Source organism: Pseudomonas fluorescens group sp. PF-69, assembly GCF_054481235.1.
In genome coordinates this window covers 6,374,142-6,389,664 of the sequence record NZ_JBTMNC010000001.1, presented here as the reverse complement: position 1 = coordinate 6,389,664, position 15,523 = coordinate 6,374,142, and the positions used below count along the sequence as shown (strand labels likewise).

The following is a 15,523-nucleotide window of genomic DNA, read 5'->3' as shown; positions in this document are numbered from 1 at the left end:
TATCAAAATTCCAGCACTATCTTACTGTAAGTTGAGTGATTAAATGTTTCATAAATCGCATTAGCGAAAGGGGTGTATGTTACACCGAAGATAGACGGCCAGTCGATTACCTCAAATTCATCCTTTGTGCTCAATGCAATCAGTTGCTGTGTTGTGAAGGGAGGGTTTTTATCCACCAAGCCCCACAGCCAAAGCAAAAAATAAAAAGCAGAGTACGGAATTTTTATTATTCTTGTGGTGGAGTGGGTAACACGTTTTATTTCACGGATTATATCAATGTAATCTATTTTTTCATGACCAGATATGTTGAACACTCCATGCAGTTCTGGCTTTTTTATGCAGCTCATAATAATGTTGCAAAAGTCGCCCGCGTAGAGTGGCTGGCGCATGTATCTGCCATTACCTGGTATAGGATACACAGGAGTTTTACGCATGAAACGAGCTAGCCAGCCCAAATGTTTTCGATCAAACCACCCGTACATAAGCGTAGGGCGTAAAATTGGGCATGGTATATTGCTACTTATTACAAGTTCCTCCTGCTCTCGCTTTGACCTTGTGTAAAAATCATCTGCGTTTGATTCAAGTACTGATGAGCTAATATGCACTAGCCGCAAGCTGGGGTTGGTTTTTATTAATTCAATTATTCTTTTTGTTGATTGTACGTTGTTTCGCAAAAAATCTTCGTAATTATTACCGCCTATTTGAGCTTGCAGCATCACCACAATTCCCGAACTTTGGAAATGCTTTTCCCACGTTCCGGCGTCTGCTAGATCAGCATACTCAATAGTAAGATCAGGATGAACCGATTTTAGAATCCTAAGGTTCGCCCGATGCTTATCGAGAACAACGATTTCTTTGTAACCCTGTTCTTTTAAGCGAGCGACTAAATTTTGACCTATCAGTCCGGCCCCACCGGGAAGTATCACTTTCATGTTGCATCTCCTGCTAGGTTAAGGCTTTTCAGCGTGAAGGCTTTTTTTTTCCAGCTTATGCAGCTTGAAATTCCCACGCTTAGGAAAATGCATAATATGGGTAGTAGCGCTAACATTTCTTTGAACCTGACGCCGAGTAACATTGCTGAAGAACATACCAGTAATGCGGTCGATATAATTAGTATTGCTGAAGAGAAAATGACTCTAGTGTTTTGTGTTTGAATAATCGCAATGCAAGAGACCAAGGCCAACAGTGACAGCAGCCAAGATCTAGGGGTCAAGTAGTTGAGTGTGGAAAAAAACTTCATGCCAATGTAGCCGGCTCTTTCCGCTGGGTTCCAATATAGTAAGTGCTGCGCAATACGCCCTTGAGGCGGAGATAGCTTGATATCACCATTTGCGTTAATGTCAGGTCCTACCTCGAGATCCAGGCTCTTTGAGATGAATGGAGTTGTCTGGATTTGTTTTCCAGTCAATAGTTCTTTCCAGCCTGAATATAATTTTTTTGTATAGGTTAACGGTTCTGATATTAGCGATTCTTTGAATACGGCGATCCCAAGAGCGTCGGCAGGTGCGAGGCCTATATAGTAATAAGCAGGAATTGCTGAAATCGACATCATATATCCCTCAGGCAAGCTATTTTTAGAGGTAAAGTCGATTAGCTCATTACGCGACGCTTTCATGAAGTATTCATATTTTTCAAGATACTGGGCCTTAACTTCCACCGGAGCGCCCCAGTCTGCGCTTTGGTAAGCGGCAGCTCTAAAGTAATCTTGGGGCAGTATTGTGCTTAGGGCCCTCCATCTTAATGTGTTAATTCCAAGATCTTGAGGATTTTTCTGTATATATTTTTTCGGGGTTGATGCAGTCAAGACCCATGCGTGGTCATAGCTTAGCTGCCTAGTTCCTGTGCTGGGGAAGTGATAAATATTAATGAACACAGATACTAGTACATAGCTGGTCATGCCTGCTGCTGAGAGCGCAGTCACCTTCCATAGCCAATGCCTTTTTTCGAAAATAAGAATAATAACGAGGATTGGAGCTACAACCAGTGAGTTGTATTTTACAAGGTAAGCAGCGGTGATCACTGCGGCCGAAATTGTATAAATGACGATTTTCGACCGGTTTTCGATCTTGTATGCCCACAAAACCATCAATAAGTATAACGCCAGCAAATCACCCTGCAGCCAGTCAGGCCCGATGGAGTTTACCCCTCCCAAGAAGAAGACATTACCTCCCCATCCCAGGCACATCAGTATCGCAGGTAGTTTGCCAAAAACTCTATTGCACATGAATGTGCAAGCACAAATAGTTAGGATGTGAAAGCTGAAGTGAAGTAGCTGTAATTGATTGAGCCAGTTTGCATTATAGATATTTTCTCCATTTGGTATCCCAAATGCGTTTAGTGCAATTCGCGCACCAAAAGTATAGCCGCTAGCATGAATGAGGTTTGAAACATTTGAAAAAATCATGCCTGCATAGTTGGGGTAGTCGAACGCTGCAATGTTGATGGGATAGGTGCTAAAAAAATAAAAATTCAAAAGCGCTACCACCACCAACGCGGCGGGTATTGCAAGTAATCTGCTGATATTTGAAAAAATCTTTGTCGTTGCCAAAATATGGCTCCCACTAACGAAATACTAAAATGAAATTTTAATTGTATTGTTTTAGAGGTTGGCTCTTTTGAATATGAATGACGGCAGCGACTTGATGATTAACATTATAAATAGCCAGAAGCGCGGTGTGTACAGCGTATTGGTTTTTTTCTCTATTGCATGAACTATTTGATGCGCAACTTTTTCAGGTTTTGCTATCAAAATGTTCGGTAGAGCGAGTCCTGTTGTCATTGGACTTTCGACGAAACCAGGTTTGACTGTTGTGACCGATACTCCAATTTTGAATAGTCTGGCGCGCAAACCTTCGCAGTAGGTCGAAACCGCCGCCTTGGCGGTTCCGTACAGATAATTTGAAGGGCGACCACGGTCTCCGGCAACCGAGGAAATCACTGCAAGCGCGCCGCATTTTTGAATTTCAAAATGGTTAGCGAGTAGCGTCAGCAAGGCTATCGTTGAAATGGCGTTGTTGGACAATTCTTTCAGTGCAATGCTTACGTCTTCCTCGCATTTTTTCTGGTCGGGTAAGGTGCCGTGAGCAATTAGAGCTATGTCAATTTGTTTTAATATAGACAAGCATTCTTCCAGCATGGCTGGGTGTTTTTCAATATCGTTAATGTCAAGAGTGTAATTCGTAACAGATTTGCAGCCCCTTGCTCTAAGGTCCGCACTCACTTGAGAGAGTTTTTCTAGATTTCTTCCAACCAAAAAGAACTCAGCTTCATCTTTCGCCCATTCGCGTGCACATGCCGCAGCAATGGAAGAGGTCGCCCCGATAATTAAAATTCGCTTCATAATGTTACTCTGCTCCAAAATCGAGATTTGAGGGCGGGGTCGCGGAGCGCCTCCAGTTTCTCCCACAAGGGGTAGAACCGTCGAAAATGTTCTGCGCTCATGTGTGCATCTTTAGCAGGATATAGGCGGCCATTTGATTCCGCGACTATTTCATCGAGTCTGCGAAGCAGCCTTGAGTCTAAATTTGTTGTTTGGGGAAAGTCCAATGCTAATGAAGTCCCACTCAAGGGGAAGGAAATCAATCCCGGAGAATTTATATCGCCGCAACGTTTTAGGACCGCTAAAAAAGAACCCGTCCCTGCGTTCGCAATTTCTTTTAATAGCTCGCGCGTCGTTGCTTCTGCGTTGTCGTCTGGAATCACGCATTGGAACTGTTGAAAGCCTTTTGAGCCATAAACCCTATTCCAGTTTAGAATTCTGTCTAGGGGATAAAAAAATGGTTCGTAGTTTACTCTTGAATTGGTCTTTTTTGTAGGTTGCAAGTGCCAATAGCAACTGTTGAATATATTAAGTGTACTACGGTTAAACGGAGATGCTGGAGGTGTCATTGGGATGTTGAGTTTTGATTGTTTTGCTACGCCAAGTTGACCATATTTGGCGTGATCACCAACAATGAATACTCCTCTTCCGATGTTATCGCCCTTAGCTAAGCAATCAATCCACGCAACACTATATTCATGCTGGCAATCAAGTTCATTTGATAACTGAAAGAACTCTCTCAAATTGTTAAAGCGCAGTTTTGTGCTTTCTATTGCGTTTGAGCATATCGGAACTAGATTCAGTGTGCACGATGTTATTATTCCAGTTAGGCCTAGACCTCCGATCGTTGCTGAAAATAAATCACTATTCTCTTGAACGGAACACGTTAATTGACCCTCTTGGCTACGAAGCAACTCAAAGCTGTGAATGTTATTACCGAATGTTCCGCGCCTGTGGTGGTTTTTTCCATGGACATCATTAGCTATAGCTCCACCCACAGTGACGAATTGTGTCCCTGGCGTAACAGGTAAAAACCAGCCTTTTGGAATCGAGATTGCAAGAATCTGGGCAAGTGTAATGCCTGCTTCTACAACGATACGACCGTTTTTCCAGTTGGCTTGAATGAACCGATCCATTGAGCCTGTCATTACCACTTGATCGCTAACCGCTAAACAGCTATCCCCATAACTGCGACCGCTTCCATATGCGAGTGTTTCGCCGAATTGTTCAGAAATCGATTTAAAGGCAAGAGGTAGTTCGGAGCGCCAAGCGCAAAGGTGCCCAGTTTGCGGGTAATAAGGGTAACGACCCCATGAGTACAGATGCGGACTCATGCTGCGGCCCAGAATACAATACAAAACATAGCGCCGATCATTAGGCTTACTTTGTCCCGAATCGCAAATACGACGGGGTCTTCATGAATATGTCCGCGATGAGTCAACATCCAGACGCGGGTTACCCAATATAATAGTAGAGGGCAGGCAAGCCAGATGATTTGAGGGTGTGAGTATAACTTGATCGTGGTTTGATCATGGATATACAGAGACAATACCATTACAGCAAGGTATCCGGATGAGGCTCCTAGCGAAGAAATCATCTCAAGGTCACGTGGGTAATATCCGCGACCTCGCGTCTTGGTCGTTCGGCCATTTTCTCTGGCTTCGCGTAGTTCGGCATATCTTTTAACTAAGGCTAAACTAAGAAACATGAACATTGAAAATGCGAGCATCCAAAATGTCAGTTCCAGGGATAGGGCGGCAGCGCCGGCAATAATTCGCAGAGTATACAAAGTCGCAAGCGCTATCACGTCTATAGCCATTTGACGTTTTAAGTACAATGAATATGCTAATGTTAGTGTGTAATAAACTGATAGTGTGACTATGAAGTGCCAGGAAAGAAGTAGCGCTGCGCCAGTGAAGGATACTCCTAAGAGAAGGGGGAACGCGATTAATCCGGCCTTTATCGAGAGTCGACCAGAGGCAAACGCCCGATTTTTTTTTGAATGATGGTGGCGATCATCTGCAAGATCCAGTAGGTCGTTAAGAATATATACGCTAGAAGCACACAAGCCAAACAGGATAAAAGCAATAATGCCCTTCCAGATCAGCAACGGGTTCATTAATTGGTGAGATGCGAGAAGAGGGACAAAAATTAGAGCGTTTTTCATCCATTGATGGATTCTTATTGCGGACAGCCAACTTTTTGACGTAGAGTCTTTGGAATATATGGTTTGCTTTACATTTCCAAGCGCCTGAGCTTTTCGTTGAACGCCGCGCTCAGGGTCCACAACATAAGCGTGACGAGCCGCTGACCAAACACAAATGTCATCGTGAGAGTTTCCGATATAGTCGAATCCTGACTCACCAAAGTGTTCAATGAGTACATTTTTTTCTTTAGTGCTGTCAAGTTTTGCTTTGAATTTGTTGCTAGAACCAAGTCGAATAGCTGCAAGTGGTCTGCTACTTTTTCTGCAAGTGTGTAATAACTTGCTGTTGCCAATACAATTTTTCGATTCTCCTTGCGTGCGTTTTTTATTATTTCAAGCACCGTGGCGTTGTAAGGCAAAACACTTACGTCAATGTGTGTGCTGTTTGCCAAATGTGATTTTAGCTCAATTTTTCCTTGCGCGAGCCAGCCAGCCATTTTGTGAATCTGAAAAGGGTGGCCACGTACATATGCCATTCCTGTTTCTATCAATAGGTCTGAACGCAACAACGTTCCGTCGAGGTCAACCACGAGTGGGAGGGTCACAAGATCTGTCCTTGAATGCGGGACTGAGAAATCAGCTTTTTAGGTCGATGAAGTTCGTAGATGACGAAGCCGTGGCAGCCTTAAGGCATCCGATCGTCCACGTATAAATTTGCTGGCACATTATCATACGAAAGTGTTTCAGTCATGATTCCGCTACGCTGCGAGGCTCGCAGGTGTTGGACCGACCATCGTGCTTTATGTCCCCTGCGCGGCGGGCAAAAGGCGCATGGTTCGGCACTTGCGTTTGGTCGGTTACCTGTCGATCTGTCGGAACGTGTCTGTCGCTCCAAGTCCAACCGTCATTAAGATTATTCTGCTTTATAGTGTTTAATCTTAGCGATAGAATTCTGCGAAATTTCTTAGTCCGTTGAATGGAGCTCTCATAGGTGCTGGATAGGAATATGGACAGGATCAGGGCTTTTTTGTTGGCGCTTCCCCGTCGACAGAAGAGGCTGCTGCAAGTAGTCACAGACGTTGTCTTGGTCTGGGTAGCGCTGTGGCTGGCCTTTGTGGTGCGGTTGGGTGTTGATGAGATGGTCAACCCCTTCAGGGTGCATCTGTGGTTGTTCCTCTTCGCGCCTGTCGTTGCGATCCCGCTTTTTGTCCGCTTCGGGATGTACAGGGCGGTTATGCGTTATTTCGGCAACGATGCGTTGATTGCAATCATAAAGGCAGTAAGTCTTTCATCGTTGATCCTTGCGGTCGTAGTGTATTGGTACAGCAATCACCAAACGGTCGTTCCTCGCTCAATTGTCTTTAACTACTGGTGGCTAAGCCTCGTTATCATTGGTGGACTACGTCTTTTCATGCGCCAGTATTTTATGGGGGATTGGTTCACTGCCGCGCAGCACGTGCCTTTTACCAGTCGCGATGATGGCTTGACCAAGGTAGCTGTCTATGGCGCAGGCGTAGCTGGCAATCAATTGGTTGCGGCGCTCCGTATGGGACGCTCCATGCGTCCGGTGGCATTCATCGATGATGACCCCAGCATTGCCGATCGTTCGATTGCCGGCCTCCAAGTCTACAAACCCAAACATATCCAACAAATGATCGACGAAACCGGCGCGCAGGAAATCCTCCTGGCCCTGCCATCATCGACCCGCGCACGCCGTAGGGAAATCCTCACGCTGTTGGAGCATTTCCCCCTGCACATCCGTAGTGTTCCAAACTTCACCGACCTGGCCAGCGGCCGGGTGAAGGTCGAAGACATTCAGGAAGTGGATATCGCGGACTTGCTGGGACGCGATTCGGTGCCGGCGCAGCCGGACTTGCTGGAGCGCTGCATCAAAGGCAAGACCGTGATGGTGACGGGCGCCGGTGGGTCGATCGGTGCGGAGCTCTGTCGCCAGATTTTTGCGCTCGGACCAACCACGCTTATTTTGTTCGATCACAGTGAGTTCAATCTCTACAGTATTTTATCGGAGCTGGAAGCTCGCGGTTGTCGGGAGTCTGTCGGCGTTCGATTGTTGCCGATCCTTGGCTCCATCCGCCACCAACACAAACTCCTGGATGTCATGAAGACCTGGAGCGTGGACACGGTCTACCACGCAGCGGCTTACAAGCATGTGCCCATGGTTGAGCACAATATCGCTGAAGGTGTGCTAAACAATGTCATCGGCACGCTTAACACTGCTCAGGCGGCTTTGCAGGCGGGAGTTTCGAACTTTGTATTGATCTCCACCGATAAGGCGGTTCGTCCCACGAACGTGATGGGCAGCACCAAGCGTCTTGCCGAATTGACGCTGCAGGCCTTGAGCCGCGAGATCGCCCCTGTGCTGTTCGGTGACAAAGCCAATGTGTCCCGAGTCAACAAGACCCGCTTCACGATGGTCCGTTTCGGCAACGTACTGGGTTCGTCCGGTTCAGTCATTCCGCTGTTTCACCGTCAGATAAAATCAGGCGGACCGTTAACGGTCACTCATCCGAAAATCACCCGTTATTTCATGACCATTCCCGAAGCCGCACAACTGGTAATCCAGGCGGGTTCCATGGGGCAGGGCGGTGATGTGTTCGTGCTCGACATGGGCGAACCGGTGAAGATCGTCGAACTGGCGGAAAAAATGATTCATCTCTCCGGTTTGAGTGTGCGTTCCGAAAAGAACCTTCAGGGCGACATCTCGATCGAATTTACGGGCCTGCGTCCCGGCGAGAAGCTTTATGAAGAACTGCTGATTGGCGACAACGTATCGGCAACGCCGCATCCGATGATCATGAGCGCTAGCGAGGATCATTTGCCATGGGATGTGCTCAAGGGGCGGTTGACCGAGTTGCTGGTTGCCGTGGAGCAGGATGATTACTCCCGTGTGCGCCAACTCCTGCGTGAAACTGTCAGCGGTTACAGCCCCGACGGGGAAATAGTCGACTGGATCTACCAAGAGCGTCGCCTCGAACCCTGATTGTTTCACATCCGGTAACGGACACATTTTTGACAGGCTCCAGACATCACCTAAGTTTGGGAGGCAGCTTCGGAAAGCTGTTTTCTCAATTGATGTCATGGAGCGTCATTTATGCGTACTGGCTACTTCAACTCCCTGGTTTTTGCCCTTCTGACCACTGCCTCTATCGCTGCTACTGCGGCTCCCGCTGCGAAGCCGGAAAGCAACAATGCCTCCATGGTGATGGAGGTTTCTCCAGCAGCACAATCGGGCAGAATCAATCTCAATGCTGCCGATGCTTCCACATTGCAAAAAGAACTCTCCGGAATTGGCGAGGCGAAGGCTCAGGCGATCGTTGCGTATCGTGATATCAATGGGCCGTTTGCTTCGGTGGACGAGTTGCTCGAAGTGAAAGGAATCGGCAAGGCAATTCTGGATCGTAATCGCGATAAGCTGGAAGTGAACTAAGCTAAACATTCAACGCCAAGGGGGCCGGTCATTGACCGGCCTTTTTGCGCTCTGGCGTTCGCAAAGCTGTGCCTTCCGTCCGCCGCCTAAAAATTATGACTATCATATGGCGTTTAAATTATGCATATAATAAATTGCTTTCCCGTCGAGGCGCTTTGACGTTCATGCGCTGACCTTTTCTCAAGCATTTCCAGGAGCACAGTCATGACTTCCACCCAATCCCAAGGTACGGCCCTCGTCACCGGTGCTTCCTCCGGTATCGGGGCGGTTTACGCACAGCGTCTGGCGGCGCGTGGTTTTGATTTGTTGTTGGTTGCTCGCGATCTGCAGCGGCTGGAAGAAGCGGCGAGCCAGTTGCGCGCCGAGCATGGGGTTCAGGTCGAAGTGTTGAAGGCCGATCTAACGCAAAAGGAGGATGTGCTGAAACTCGAGCAGCGTCTGCGCAGCGACTCGAGTATCAGTCTGGTGCTGAATAACGCCGGTGTTGCGGCGGACGGTTTGCTGGCCAATGCCGATACCGATCAGTTGGAGCGATTAATCCAGCTGAATGTCACTACCGTCACGCGCTTGGCATCGGCAGCGGCCGCCAGTTTTGCCAAGGCGGGTCGGGGCACGATCATCAACATTGCCTCGGTCGTGGCTTTGTTTCCCGAGCGTTTCAACGCGACCTACAGCGCCAGCAAGGCCTACGTGTTGAGCCTGACCCAGTCATTGAATGCCGAACTCGACGGCACCGGGGTTAAGGTCCAGGCTGTGTTGCCGGGTGTTACACGCACCGAGATCTGGGAGCGTTCCGGTATCGATGCGACCCAGATTCCCGCTGATATGGTCATGGAAGCAGGAGAGATGGTCGATGCGGCGCTGTCGGGTCTGGATCAAGGTGAGTTGATCACCATTCCTTCCTTGCCGAATCTCTCTGAGTGGGAGTCTTATGTAGCGGCGCGTCATGCGATGGCGCCGAATCTGTCCAGAAGCCAGGCCGCCGCGCGTTATAAATGAAGCGCCAGTAATCGGCATGAGGTATTTGCGTAATGAGTAATCGTCGAGTGGTTGTAACGGGCATGGGCCTGGTGTCCCCGCTGGGTAGCGGGATCGAAGCTGTCTGGTCGCGTCTGTTGGCGGGACGCTCCGGATTGCGGAAATTGCCGGATGAGGTGGTTGCCGATTTGCCTGCCAAGGTCGGCGGTGCGGTGCCAACGCTGGCGGAGGATGCCGAGGCCGGTTTTGATCCGGATCGGGCAACGCCGCCCAAAGAGCAGAAAAAAATGGATCGCTTCATTTTGTTCGCCATGGAAGCGGCGCGGCAGGCGATTGAAGAGGCCGGTTGGCAAGCGCAAACCGCTACTGCCCAGGAGCGCACGGCCACCATCATCGGTTCCGGCATCGGTGGTTTTGGTGCGATAGCCGATGCGGTGCGCACCACTGACACTCGTGGCCCGCGACGTTTGTCACCGTTCACTATCCCGTCGTTTCTGGTCAATCTGGCAGCGGGACATGTATCAATTCAACACGGTTTCAAAGGGCCGTTGGGGGCGCCGGTGACAGCCTGTGCTGCCGGGGTCCAAGCGATCGGCGACGCGGCGCGCCTGATTCGTTGCGGTGAGGCGGACATCGCTGTGTGTGGTGGAGCAGAGGCGGCGATCGATCGGGTCAGTCTCGCCGGTTTTGCAGCTGCTCGTGCCTTGTCCAGCGGTTACAACGACACCCCGGAGCGTGCCTCACGGCCGTTCGACAGTGGGCGCGATGGTTTTGTCATGGGCGAGGGCGCCGGCCTGCTGGTGATCGAGTCTCTGGAACACGCCTTGGCCCGGGGCGCTCAACCCTTGGCGGAGTTGGTCGGTTACGGCACCAGTGCAGACGCCTATCACCTGACTGCAGGGCCTGAGGATGGCAACGGCGCGCGCCGGGCCATGTCGCTGGCATTGGCGCAGGCCGGTATTGCGCCAGAGCAGGTCCAGCACTTGAATGCCCATGCGACCTCGACGCCGGTTGGCGATTTGGGGGAATTGGCGGCGATCAAGGCGTTGTTTGGCACGGATAACAAAATTGCCGTGACATCGACCAAGTCGGCGATCGGGCATTTGCTCGGCGCAGCAGGCGGGGTCGAGGCGATTTTCACGCTGCTGGCGATCCGTGATCAGATCGTACCGGCGACTCTCAATTTCGAAAATCCTGACCCCGCTGCCGACGGGGTGGACATCGTCCATGGTCAGGCTCGACCGATGGCCATCGAATATGCGCTGTCCAACGGTTTCGGGTTTGGTGGGGTCAATGCCAGCGTGTTGTTCAAGCGCTGGGAAGGCTAGCCTTGTGATTGTTTAAGTGACGCGCGGGTTACGTCGAGAATCTGCCGGGCCAGCTCGGGATTCTCGACGCAGCGCGAAAGCAGCAACGCCCCGACCAGCGTGGACATGATGACGATGCTGCGTTCTTCAGCATCGTCGCCCTCAAGGGTGTTCTGGATTTGTCGAAGTCGTGCATTGAGCACCGCATCTGAAGTCGGACTCGGCTGCCCGCGCATGCCGAGCTCCGATGACATCGTGGGCAATGGGCAGCCTTCATTGGGGCAATTCTGGTGCCATTGCGACAGGTAGGCATCGATGAAGGCGTCCAGCGGTCGATCCTGAGCGAACAGCTCTGCACAAGCGATATCAACCTCGTCCCCTGCCGCCTGCAACGCCTTTTCCACCAATTCATCCTTGGACTTGAAGTGCGAGTAGAAGCCACCGTGGGTCAAGCCCAGCGCTTTCATCAAAGGTTGCAGGCCGGTTGCGCCGATGCCGTCACGGCGAAAGCGCGCTGAAGCTTCCTTGATGATGCGTTGGTGGGTCTGGGATTTATGGTCCTGCGAATAACGCATCTGATATCTCCACATCAATGCGCCATATTAACCAATGAAAATTGCATGGTGACTGTACTTCTATTTCTAAAAAGCATGCAGATGCGTCGAACCCGATCGTGATGCATTGCAACTGGCACGAATAGTGATTACCTGTTGGCTGACGATTGTTGAACAATCCCGAGGCAATGAGTATGAACAGCGGACTGTCACTGGCTGACCACATCACATTGGAGTTGCGCGCCGACATCATCGGTGGACGCTTGCTGCCTGGCATGGCGCTGGTGGAAAACGACCTGGTGTCTGCCTATAACGCCTCGCGTAACACCATCCGCGAAGCCTTGCATCGTCTTGGTCAGGATGGCTTGACCCGCTATGTGCGCAACAAAGGCGTCATGGTGCGCAAGTTGGGCAGTGATGATGTGCGGGACCTGTTCAAGGTCCGGCGCACGCTGGAACTGCAAGCCATCGGTACCAGTCGCCCCCTGCGTGACTATCAGTCCGACCGGATGCTCGAAGCCCTGGAAGCCACAGAGTTGGCGCGGGAGCGCGAGGACTGGCGCGCCGTCGGTACCCACAGTCTGCAATTTCATCAACACATTGTCGGGTTGCTGCGCAGCCCGCTGTTCGATGAGTTCTTTACCAATGTCGTCGCGCAATTGCGCCTGGTGTTTTGCACCGCGCCCGATGAGTCACGTTTTCAGGCGCCATGGCTGGCCCGCGACCGACAGATCCATGAACTTCTGGTCGAAGGCGACAAGCGCGCGGCCGAGGAGGCCATGGGCCTGTACCTCGACGATTCCCAACACCTGCTGTTGCAAATGCTTGCTCCTTCTTCCCATCACTGATCGAGGATTCGTGCCATGTACAAAGACTATCCGGCGGCCTATCAAGTCAGCAAAGGCTCCGCCTTGCAGGTGGATAAAGCCTTTTATGAGCGGGTGCGTGATGCGAAGGACGGACGCACGCTGATCGAGTCCTTCGAAGTACCGATTCGCACCGGCCGCGCCTGGAAAGTCCCGGCCGGCCATGTGTTTCGCGTGACGACGCCCATCGGGCCGCAAGTGGGTGATTTCAACGTCTGGAATGCCAACGACCCGCGCGAGCGCTTGTGGGCGTCGCGCACCCGGCAATTACAGGGCGCACACGTCAGCACCCATGACCGGCTCTGGTCGAACCTGCCGTTTTTGCGGCCGCTGGTGACTATCACCGATGACAGCCTGGCTGGCTACGGCATCGACGAACACGGAGGTCGTTTGCACGACTTGCTTGGCACCCGTTGTGATCCCTATGTGAACAAAATGCTCACCGGCGAAGATTTTCACCACCACTGCCACTCCAACCTGACCCGTGCAGTGCTGCCCCATGGCCTGACCGAGTTCGACGTGCACGATGTGTTGAATATTTTCCAGTGCACGGGGCTGAACCACGACGACATGTACTTCATGAAAGCCTGTCCGGCCAAGAAGGGCGATTACCTGGAATTTTTCGCCGAGATCGACTTGCTGTGTGCACTGTCGACCTGTCCGGGGGGAGACCTGTCGTTGGCCATGTGGGGGCCTGACGCGCAGGATCCGCTCAGCGTTTGCCGTCCGTTGGGCGTGGAGATTTATCGGTTGGAGGAATCATTGCTGGAGGGGTGGAGCCAGCCTGAGCGTGCAGCGTACAAAGGCATGCACGGCTTGCACATCGCGAAGGCTGAGTGGGAAAAGTAGAAACGTCTTGGAGAGCTGCTGTGGCGAGGGAGCTTGCTCCCGCCGGGGCGCGAAGCGGCCCCTCGCCACATTGATTTGCGCACACAAAACAAAACCGTCAGTCACAGCGTTTTTTTGTTCAGCGGTCCTGCGCATCCTTGGCGTCCGCTTCCGCATTACGTTCGGCTACGCGTCGACGTTGCTCATCGGTCAGATCGACCTTGTTGGCGGTGTCACGCAGCATCATCAAACCGCCAACGATGGAGCCGATGGCTATTACCAGAATCAACCAGGCATACCAGGGCATAGGACTCTCCTTGAAGGCAGGCCGGTTGGCGAGGTTCGACAACCGCGCGTGCATACCACTTTGAGCGAATGACTTTCGCAGTGGTTCCATTCTATGCCTGATAGGTCAGCTGCACTGTGATTGTTTTAAAGCCCGGTCAACATCGCATCCGCCGGCGCATCGGCACGTAATTGCGCGGTGAGCATGAAGTACACGAACCCAACCGCCATGAATGCGAGGAAGATCAGCCCGATCAACATGTTGAACCACGCCATCGCCACCAGGCAAACCACGGCGAGCACCAATGCAATGAACGGCACCAGTGGGTAGCACGGGGCGCGGAAGGTGCGCTCCAGGTTCGGCTCGGTTTTGCGTAGTTTGAACAGGCTGAGCATGCTCATGATGTACATCACGATGGCGCCGAACACGGCCATGGTGATCATCGCCGCCGTCAGGGTCATGCCGCCAAGGTTGATCAGGCCATCGCTATAGATCGCTGCAATGCCGATCACGCCGCCGGCAATGATCGCCCGGTGCGGTGTCTGGAAACGCGACAGTTTGGCCAGGGAAGCTGGCAGGTAACCGGCGCGGGCCAGTGCGAAAAATTGCCGCGAGTAACCGAGGATAATCCCGTGGAAACTCGCCACCAGCCCGAACAGGCCGATCCACACCAGCATGTGCAGCCAGCCCGAGCTTTCGCCGACCACGGTTTTCATTGCCTGTGGCAGCGGGTCGTTGATGTTCGACAGGGTGCGCCAGTCGCCGACGCCACCGGCGAAGAACATCACCCCCATCGCCAGTAACACCAGGGTCAGGATTCCGCTGATGTAGGCCTTGGGAATCGTGCGTTTCGGGTCCTTGGCCTCTTCGGCGGCCATGGCTGCGCCTTCGATGGCCAGGAAGAACCAGATGGCGAAAGGAATCGCCGCGAACATCCCGGCAATCGCCGGTGCGCCGAACACATCGGAACCGGCCCAGCCATTGAGGGCGAAGTTGCTGAAGCTGAACGCCGGCGCGACCACACCCATGAACACCAGCAGTTCCGCAACCGCCAGCACACAGACCACCAGTTCGAAGGTCGCCGCGAGTTTCACTCCGAGGATGTTCAGGCCCATGAAGACGATGTACGCGCCGACCGCAGCGTGTTTCGGGTCGAGGGCGGGAAATTGCACGTTGAGGTAGGCGCCAATGGCCAGGGCGATGGCCGGCGGGGCGAAGACGAACTCGATCAGCGTCGCCAGCCCGGCGATCAACCCGCCTTTCTCGCCAAAGGCTCGGCGACTGTAGGCAAACGGACCACCGGCATGGGGAATTGCCGTGGTCAGCTCGGTGAAGCTGAAAATGAAGCAGGTGTACATGGTGGCGACCATGAATGAGGTCACCAGAAAGCCCAGCGTCCCGGCCACGCCCCAGCCATAGCTCCAGCCGAAGTATTCACCGGAAATGACCAGCCCGACCGCAATGCCCCACAAGTGCAGGGTGCCCAACGTGGGTTTGAGTTGTGTGTTCATGCGTTTGCTCCCTGAACGGATTGGACAGCTCGGGGGAGGGCGTGTGCAGTGGGCGTGCCATTTTTTGAATGTGCGTCGTAAAGCGCTATATCCCGTCGTATCGGGATATCGGGCCTCCGGATGGGCACATTTTGGTGCGCTAGTTGAGGGCATTACTTTTTGGTGTGCCGTCTTCGCGGGCAAGTCGCTCCTCGATTTGGCGGAAATTGTAGCCAACGAGGCGTCGCAGTAACGGCTTTTGGTAGTGGGCAAGTGGTGCAGGAAACCTGTTCAGATCACT

The 15,523-nt window shown here is 52.0% G+C and carries 13 protein-coding genes and 1 pseudogene; 6 read left to right on the top strand and 8 right to left on the bottom strand.

Annotated features, from left to right (window positions below; genetic code table 11):
* Positions 1-2 precede the first annotated feature (2 nt).
* The 5 genes and pseudogenes from ACX3YF_RS29810 to ACX3YF_RS29790 all read right to left on the bottom strand — a co-directional run bounded on the left by ACX3YF_RS29810 (position 3) and on the right by ACX3YF_RS29790 (position 6,070).
* On the bottom strand, positions 3-932 hold the full coding sequence (locus tag ACX3YF_RS29810) for an NAD-dependent epimerase/dehydratase family protein (RefSeq protein WP_458974759.1): 930 nt from the start codon (positions 930-932) through the stop codon (positions 3-5).
* A complete protein-coding gene (locus ACX3YF_RS29805; RefSeq protein WP_458974758.1) occupies positions 929-2,548 on the bottom strand; it encodes a hypothetical protein in 1,620 nt (539 codons plus the stop codon). Before ACX3YF_RS29805 ends, ACX3YF_RS29810 begins: the two co-directional genes overlap by 4 nt.
* A gap of 51 nt (positions 2,549-2,599) precedes the next feature.
* Positions 2,600-3,340, bottom strand: coding sequence for an SDR family oxidoreductase (locus ACX3YF_RS29800; protein WP_458974757.1), 741 nt, complete (start codon positions 3,338-3,340; stop codon positions 2,600-2,602).
* Entirely contained in the window at positions 3,337-4,653 is a 1,317-nt protein-coding gene (locus ACX3YF_RS29795; protein ID WP_458974756.1) for an FAD-binding oxidoreductase, read from the bottom strand. The genes ACX3YF_RS29800 and ACX3YF_RS29795 overlap by 4 nt, the downstream gene beginning before the upstream one ends.
* A pseudogene (locus ACX3YF_RS29790) lies at positions 4,650-6,070 on the bottom strand (UbiA family prenyltransferase). Before ACX3YF_RS29790 ends, ACX3YF_RS29795 begins: the two are co-directional and overlap by 4 nt.
* Positions 6,071-6,471: 401 nt before the next feature.
* On the opposite strand from ACX3YF_RS29790, the gene ACX3YF_RS29785 reads away from it, so the two are divergent.
* The 4 genes from ACX3YF_RS29785 (at position 6,472) to fabF (ending at position 11,219) form a co-directional block, all read left to right on the top strand.
* Positions 6,472-8,466: a polysaccharide biosynthesis protein gene (locus ACX3YF_RS29785; RefSeq protein ID WP_458974755.1), complete on the top strand. Its 1,995-nt coding sequence runs from the start codon at positions 6,472-6,474 to the stop codon at positions 8,464-8,466.
* A 111-nt stretch (positions 8,467-8,577) separates the two neighbouring features.
* A complete protein-coding gene (locus ACX3YF_RS29780; protein WP_198132698.1) occupies positions 8,578-8,913 on the top strand; it encodes a ComEA family DNA-binding protein in 336 nt (111 codons plus the stop codon).
* A 204-nt stretch (positions 8,914-9,117) separates the two neighbouring features.
* Entirely contained in the window at positions 9,118-9,912 is a 795-nt protein-coding gene (locus tag ACX3YF_RS29775; RefSeq protein ID WP_204149799.1) for an SDR family NAD(P)-dependent oxidoreductase, read from the top strand.
* Positions 9,913-9,944: 32 nt separating this feature from the next.
* Positions 9,945-11,219, top strand: a complete 1,275-nt coding sequence (gene fabF / locus ACX3YF_RS29770; RefSeq protein WP_458974754.1) for a beta-ketoacyl-ACP synthase II — start codon at positions 9,945-9,947, stop codon at positions 11,217-11,219.
* Here the strand turns inward: fabF and ACX3YF_RS29765 are convergent.
* Positions 11,216-11,773 carry a TetR/AcrR family transcriptional regulator gene (locus ACX3YF_RS29765; protein WP_458974753.1) on the bottom strand — a complete coding sequence of 186 codons (558 nt, stop codon included), beginning with the start codon at positions 11,771-11,773 and terminating at the stop codon, positions 11,216-11,218. The genes fabF and ACX3YF_RS29765 overlap by 4 nt on opposite strands.
* 173 nt (positions 11,774-11,946) lie before the next feature.
* On the opposite strand from ACX3YF_RS29765, the gene ACX3YF_RS29760 reads away from it, so the two are divergent.
* Positions 11,947-12,600, top strand: coding sequence for a GntR family transcriptional regulator (locus tag ACX3YF_RS29760; RefSeq protein ID WP_458974752.1), 654 nt, complete (start codon positions 11,947-11,949; stop codon positions 12,598-12,600).
* 15 nt (positions 12,601-12,615) lie between these two features.
* Positions 12,616-13,467 (top strand): urea carboxylase-associated family protein, encoded by an 852-nt coding sequence (locus ACX3YF_RS29755; RefSeq protein ID WP_204149803.1) that lies wholly within the window; start codon positions 12,616-12,618, stop codon positions 13,465-13,467.
* 118 nt (positions 13,468-13,585) lie between these two features.
* Here the strand turns inward: ACX3YF_RS29755 and ACX3YF_RS29750 are convergent, their stop codons facing one another.
* Positions 13,586-13,753 (bottom strand): DUF2897 family protein, encoded by a 168-nt coding sequence (locus ACX3YF_RS29750; RefSeq protein ID WP_198132692.1) that lies wholly within the window; start codon positions 13,751-13,753, stop codon positions 13,586-13,588.
* Between the two features lie 125 nt (positions 13,754-13,878).
* On the bottom strand, positions 13,879-15,243 hold the full coding sequence (gene eat / locus ACX3YF_RS29745) for an ethanolamine permease (RefSeq protein ID WP_448646107.1): 1,365 nt from the start codon (positions 15,241-15,243) through the stop codon (positions 13,879-13,881).
* Positions 15,244-15,523 lie beyond the last annotated feature (280 nt).

Excerpts from the sequence above, each read along its gene's own strand:
- eat (WP_448646107.1), bottom strand. The coding sequence starts at position 15,243 with ATGAACACACAACTCAAACCCACGTTGGGCACCCTGCACTTGTGGGGC.
- ACX3YF_RS29775 (WP_204149799.1), top strand. The coding sequence starts at position 9,118 with ATGACTTCCACCCAATCCCAAGGTACGGCCCTCGTCACCGGTGCTTCC.
- ACX3YF_RS29765 (WP_458974753.1), bottom strand. The coding sequence starts at position 11,773 with ATGCGTTATTCGCAGGACCATAAATCCCAGACCCACCAACGCATCATC.
- ACX3YF_RS29785 (WP_458974755.1), top strand. The coding sequence starts at position 6,472 with ATGGACAGGATCAGGGCTTTTTTGTTGGCGCTTCCCCGTCGACAGAAG.
- ACX3YF_RS29810 (WP_458974759.1), bottom strand. The coding sequence starts at position 932 with ATGAAAGTGATACTTCCCGGTGGGGCCGGACTGATAGGTCAAAATTTA.
- ACX3YF_RS29780 (WP_198132698.1), top strand. The coding sequence starts at position 8,578 with ATGCGTACTGGCTACTTCAACTCCCTGGTTTTTGCCCTTCTGACCACT.
- ACX3YF_RS29750 (WP_198132692.1), bottom strand. The coding sequence starts at position 13,753 with ATGCCCTGGTATGCCTGGTTGATTCTGGTAATAGCCATCGGCTCCATC.
- ACX3YF_RS29795 (WP_458974756.1), bottom strand. The coding sequence starts at position 4,653 with ATGAGTCCGCATCTGTACTCATGGGGTCGTTACCCTTATTACCCGCAA.
- ACX3YF_RS29800 (WP_458974757.1), bottom strand. The coding sequence starts at position 3,340 with ATGAAGCGAATTTTAATTATCGGGGCGACCTCTTCCATTGCTGCGGCA.
- ACX3YF_RS29755 (WP_204149803.1), top strand. The coding sequence starts at position 12,616 with ATGTACAAAGACTATCCGGCGGCCTATCAAGTCAGCAAAGGCTCCGCC.
- ACX3YF_RS29760 (WP_458974752.1), top strand. The coding sequence starts at position 11,947 with ATGAACAGCGGACTGTCACTGGCTGACCACATCACATTGGAGTTGCGC.
- fabF (WP_458974754.1), top strand. The coding sequence starts at position 9,945 with ATGAGTAATCGTCGAGTGGTTGTAACGGGCATGGGCCTGGTGTCCCCG.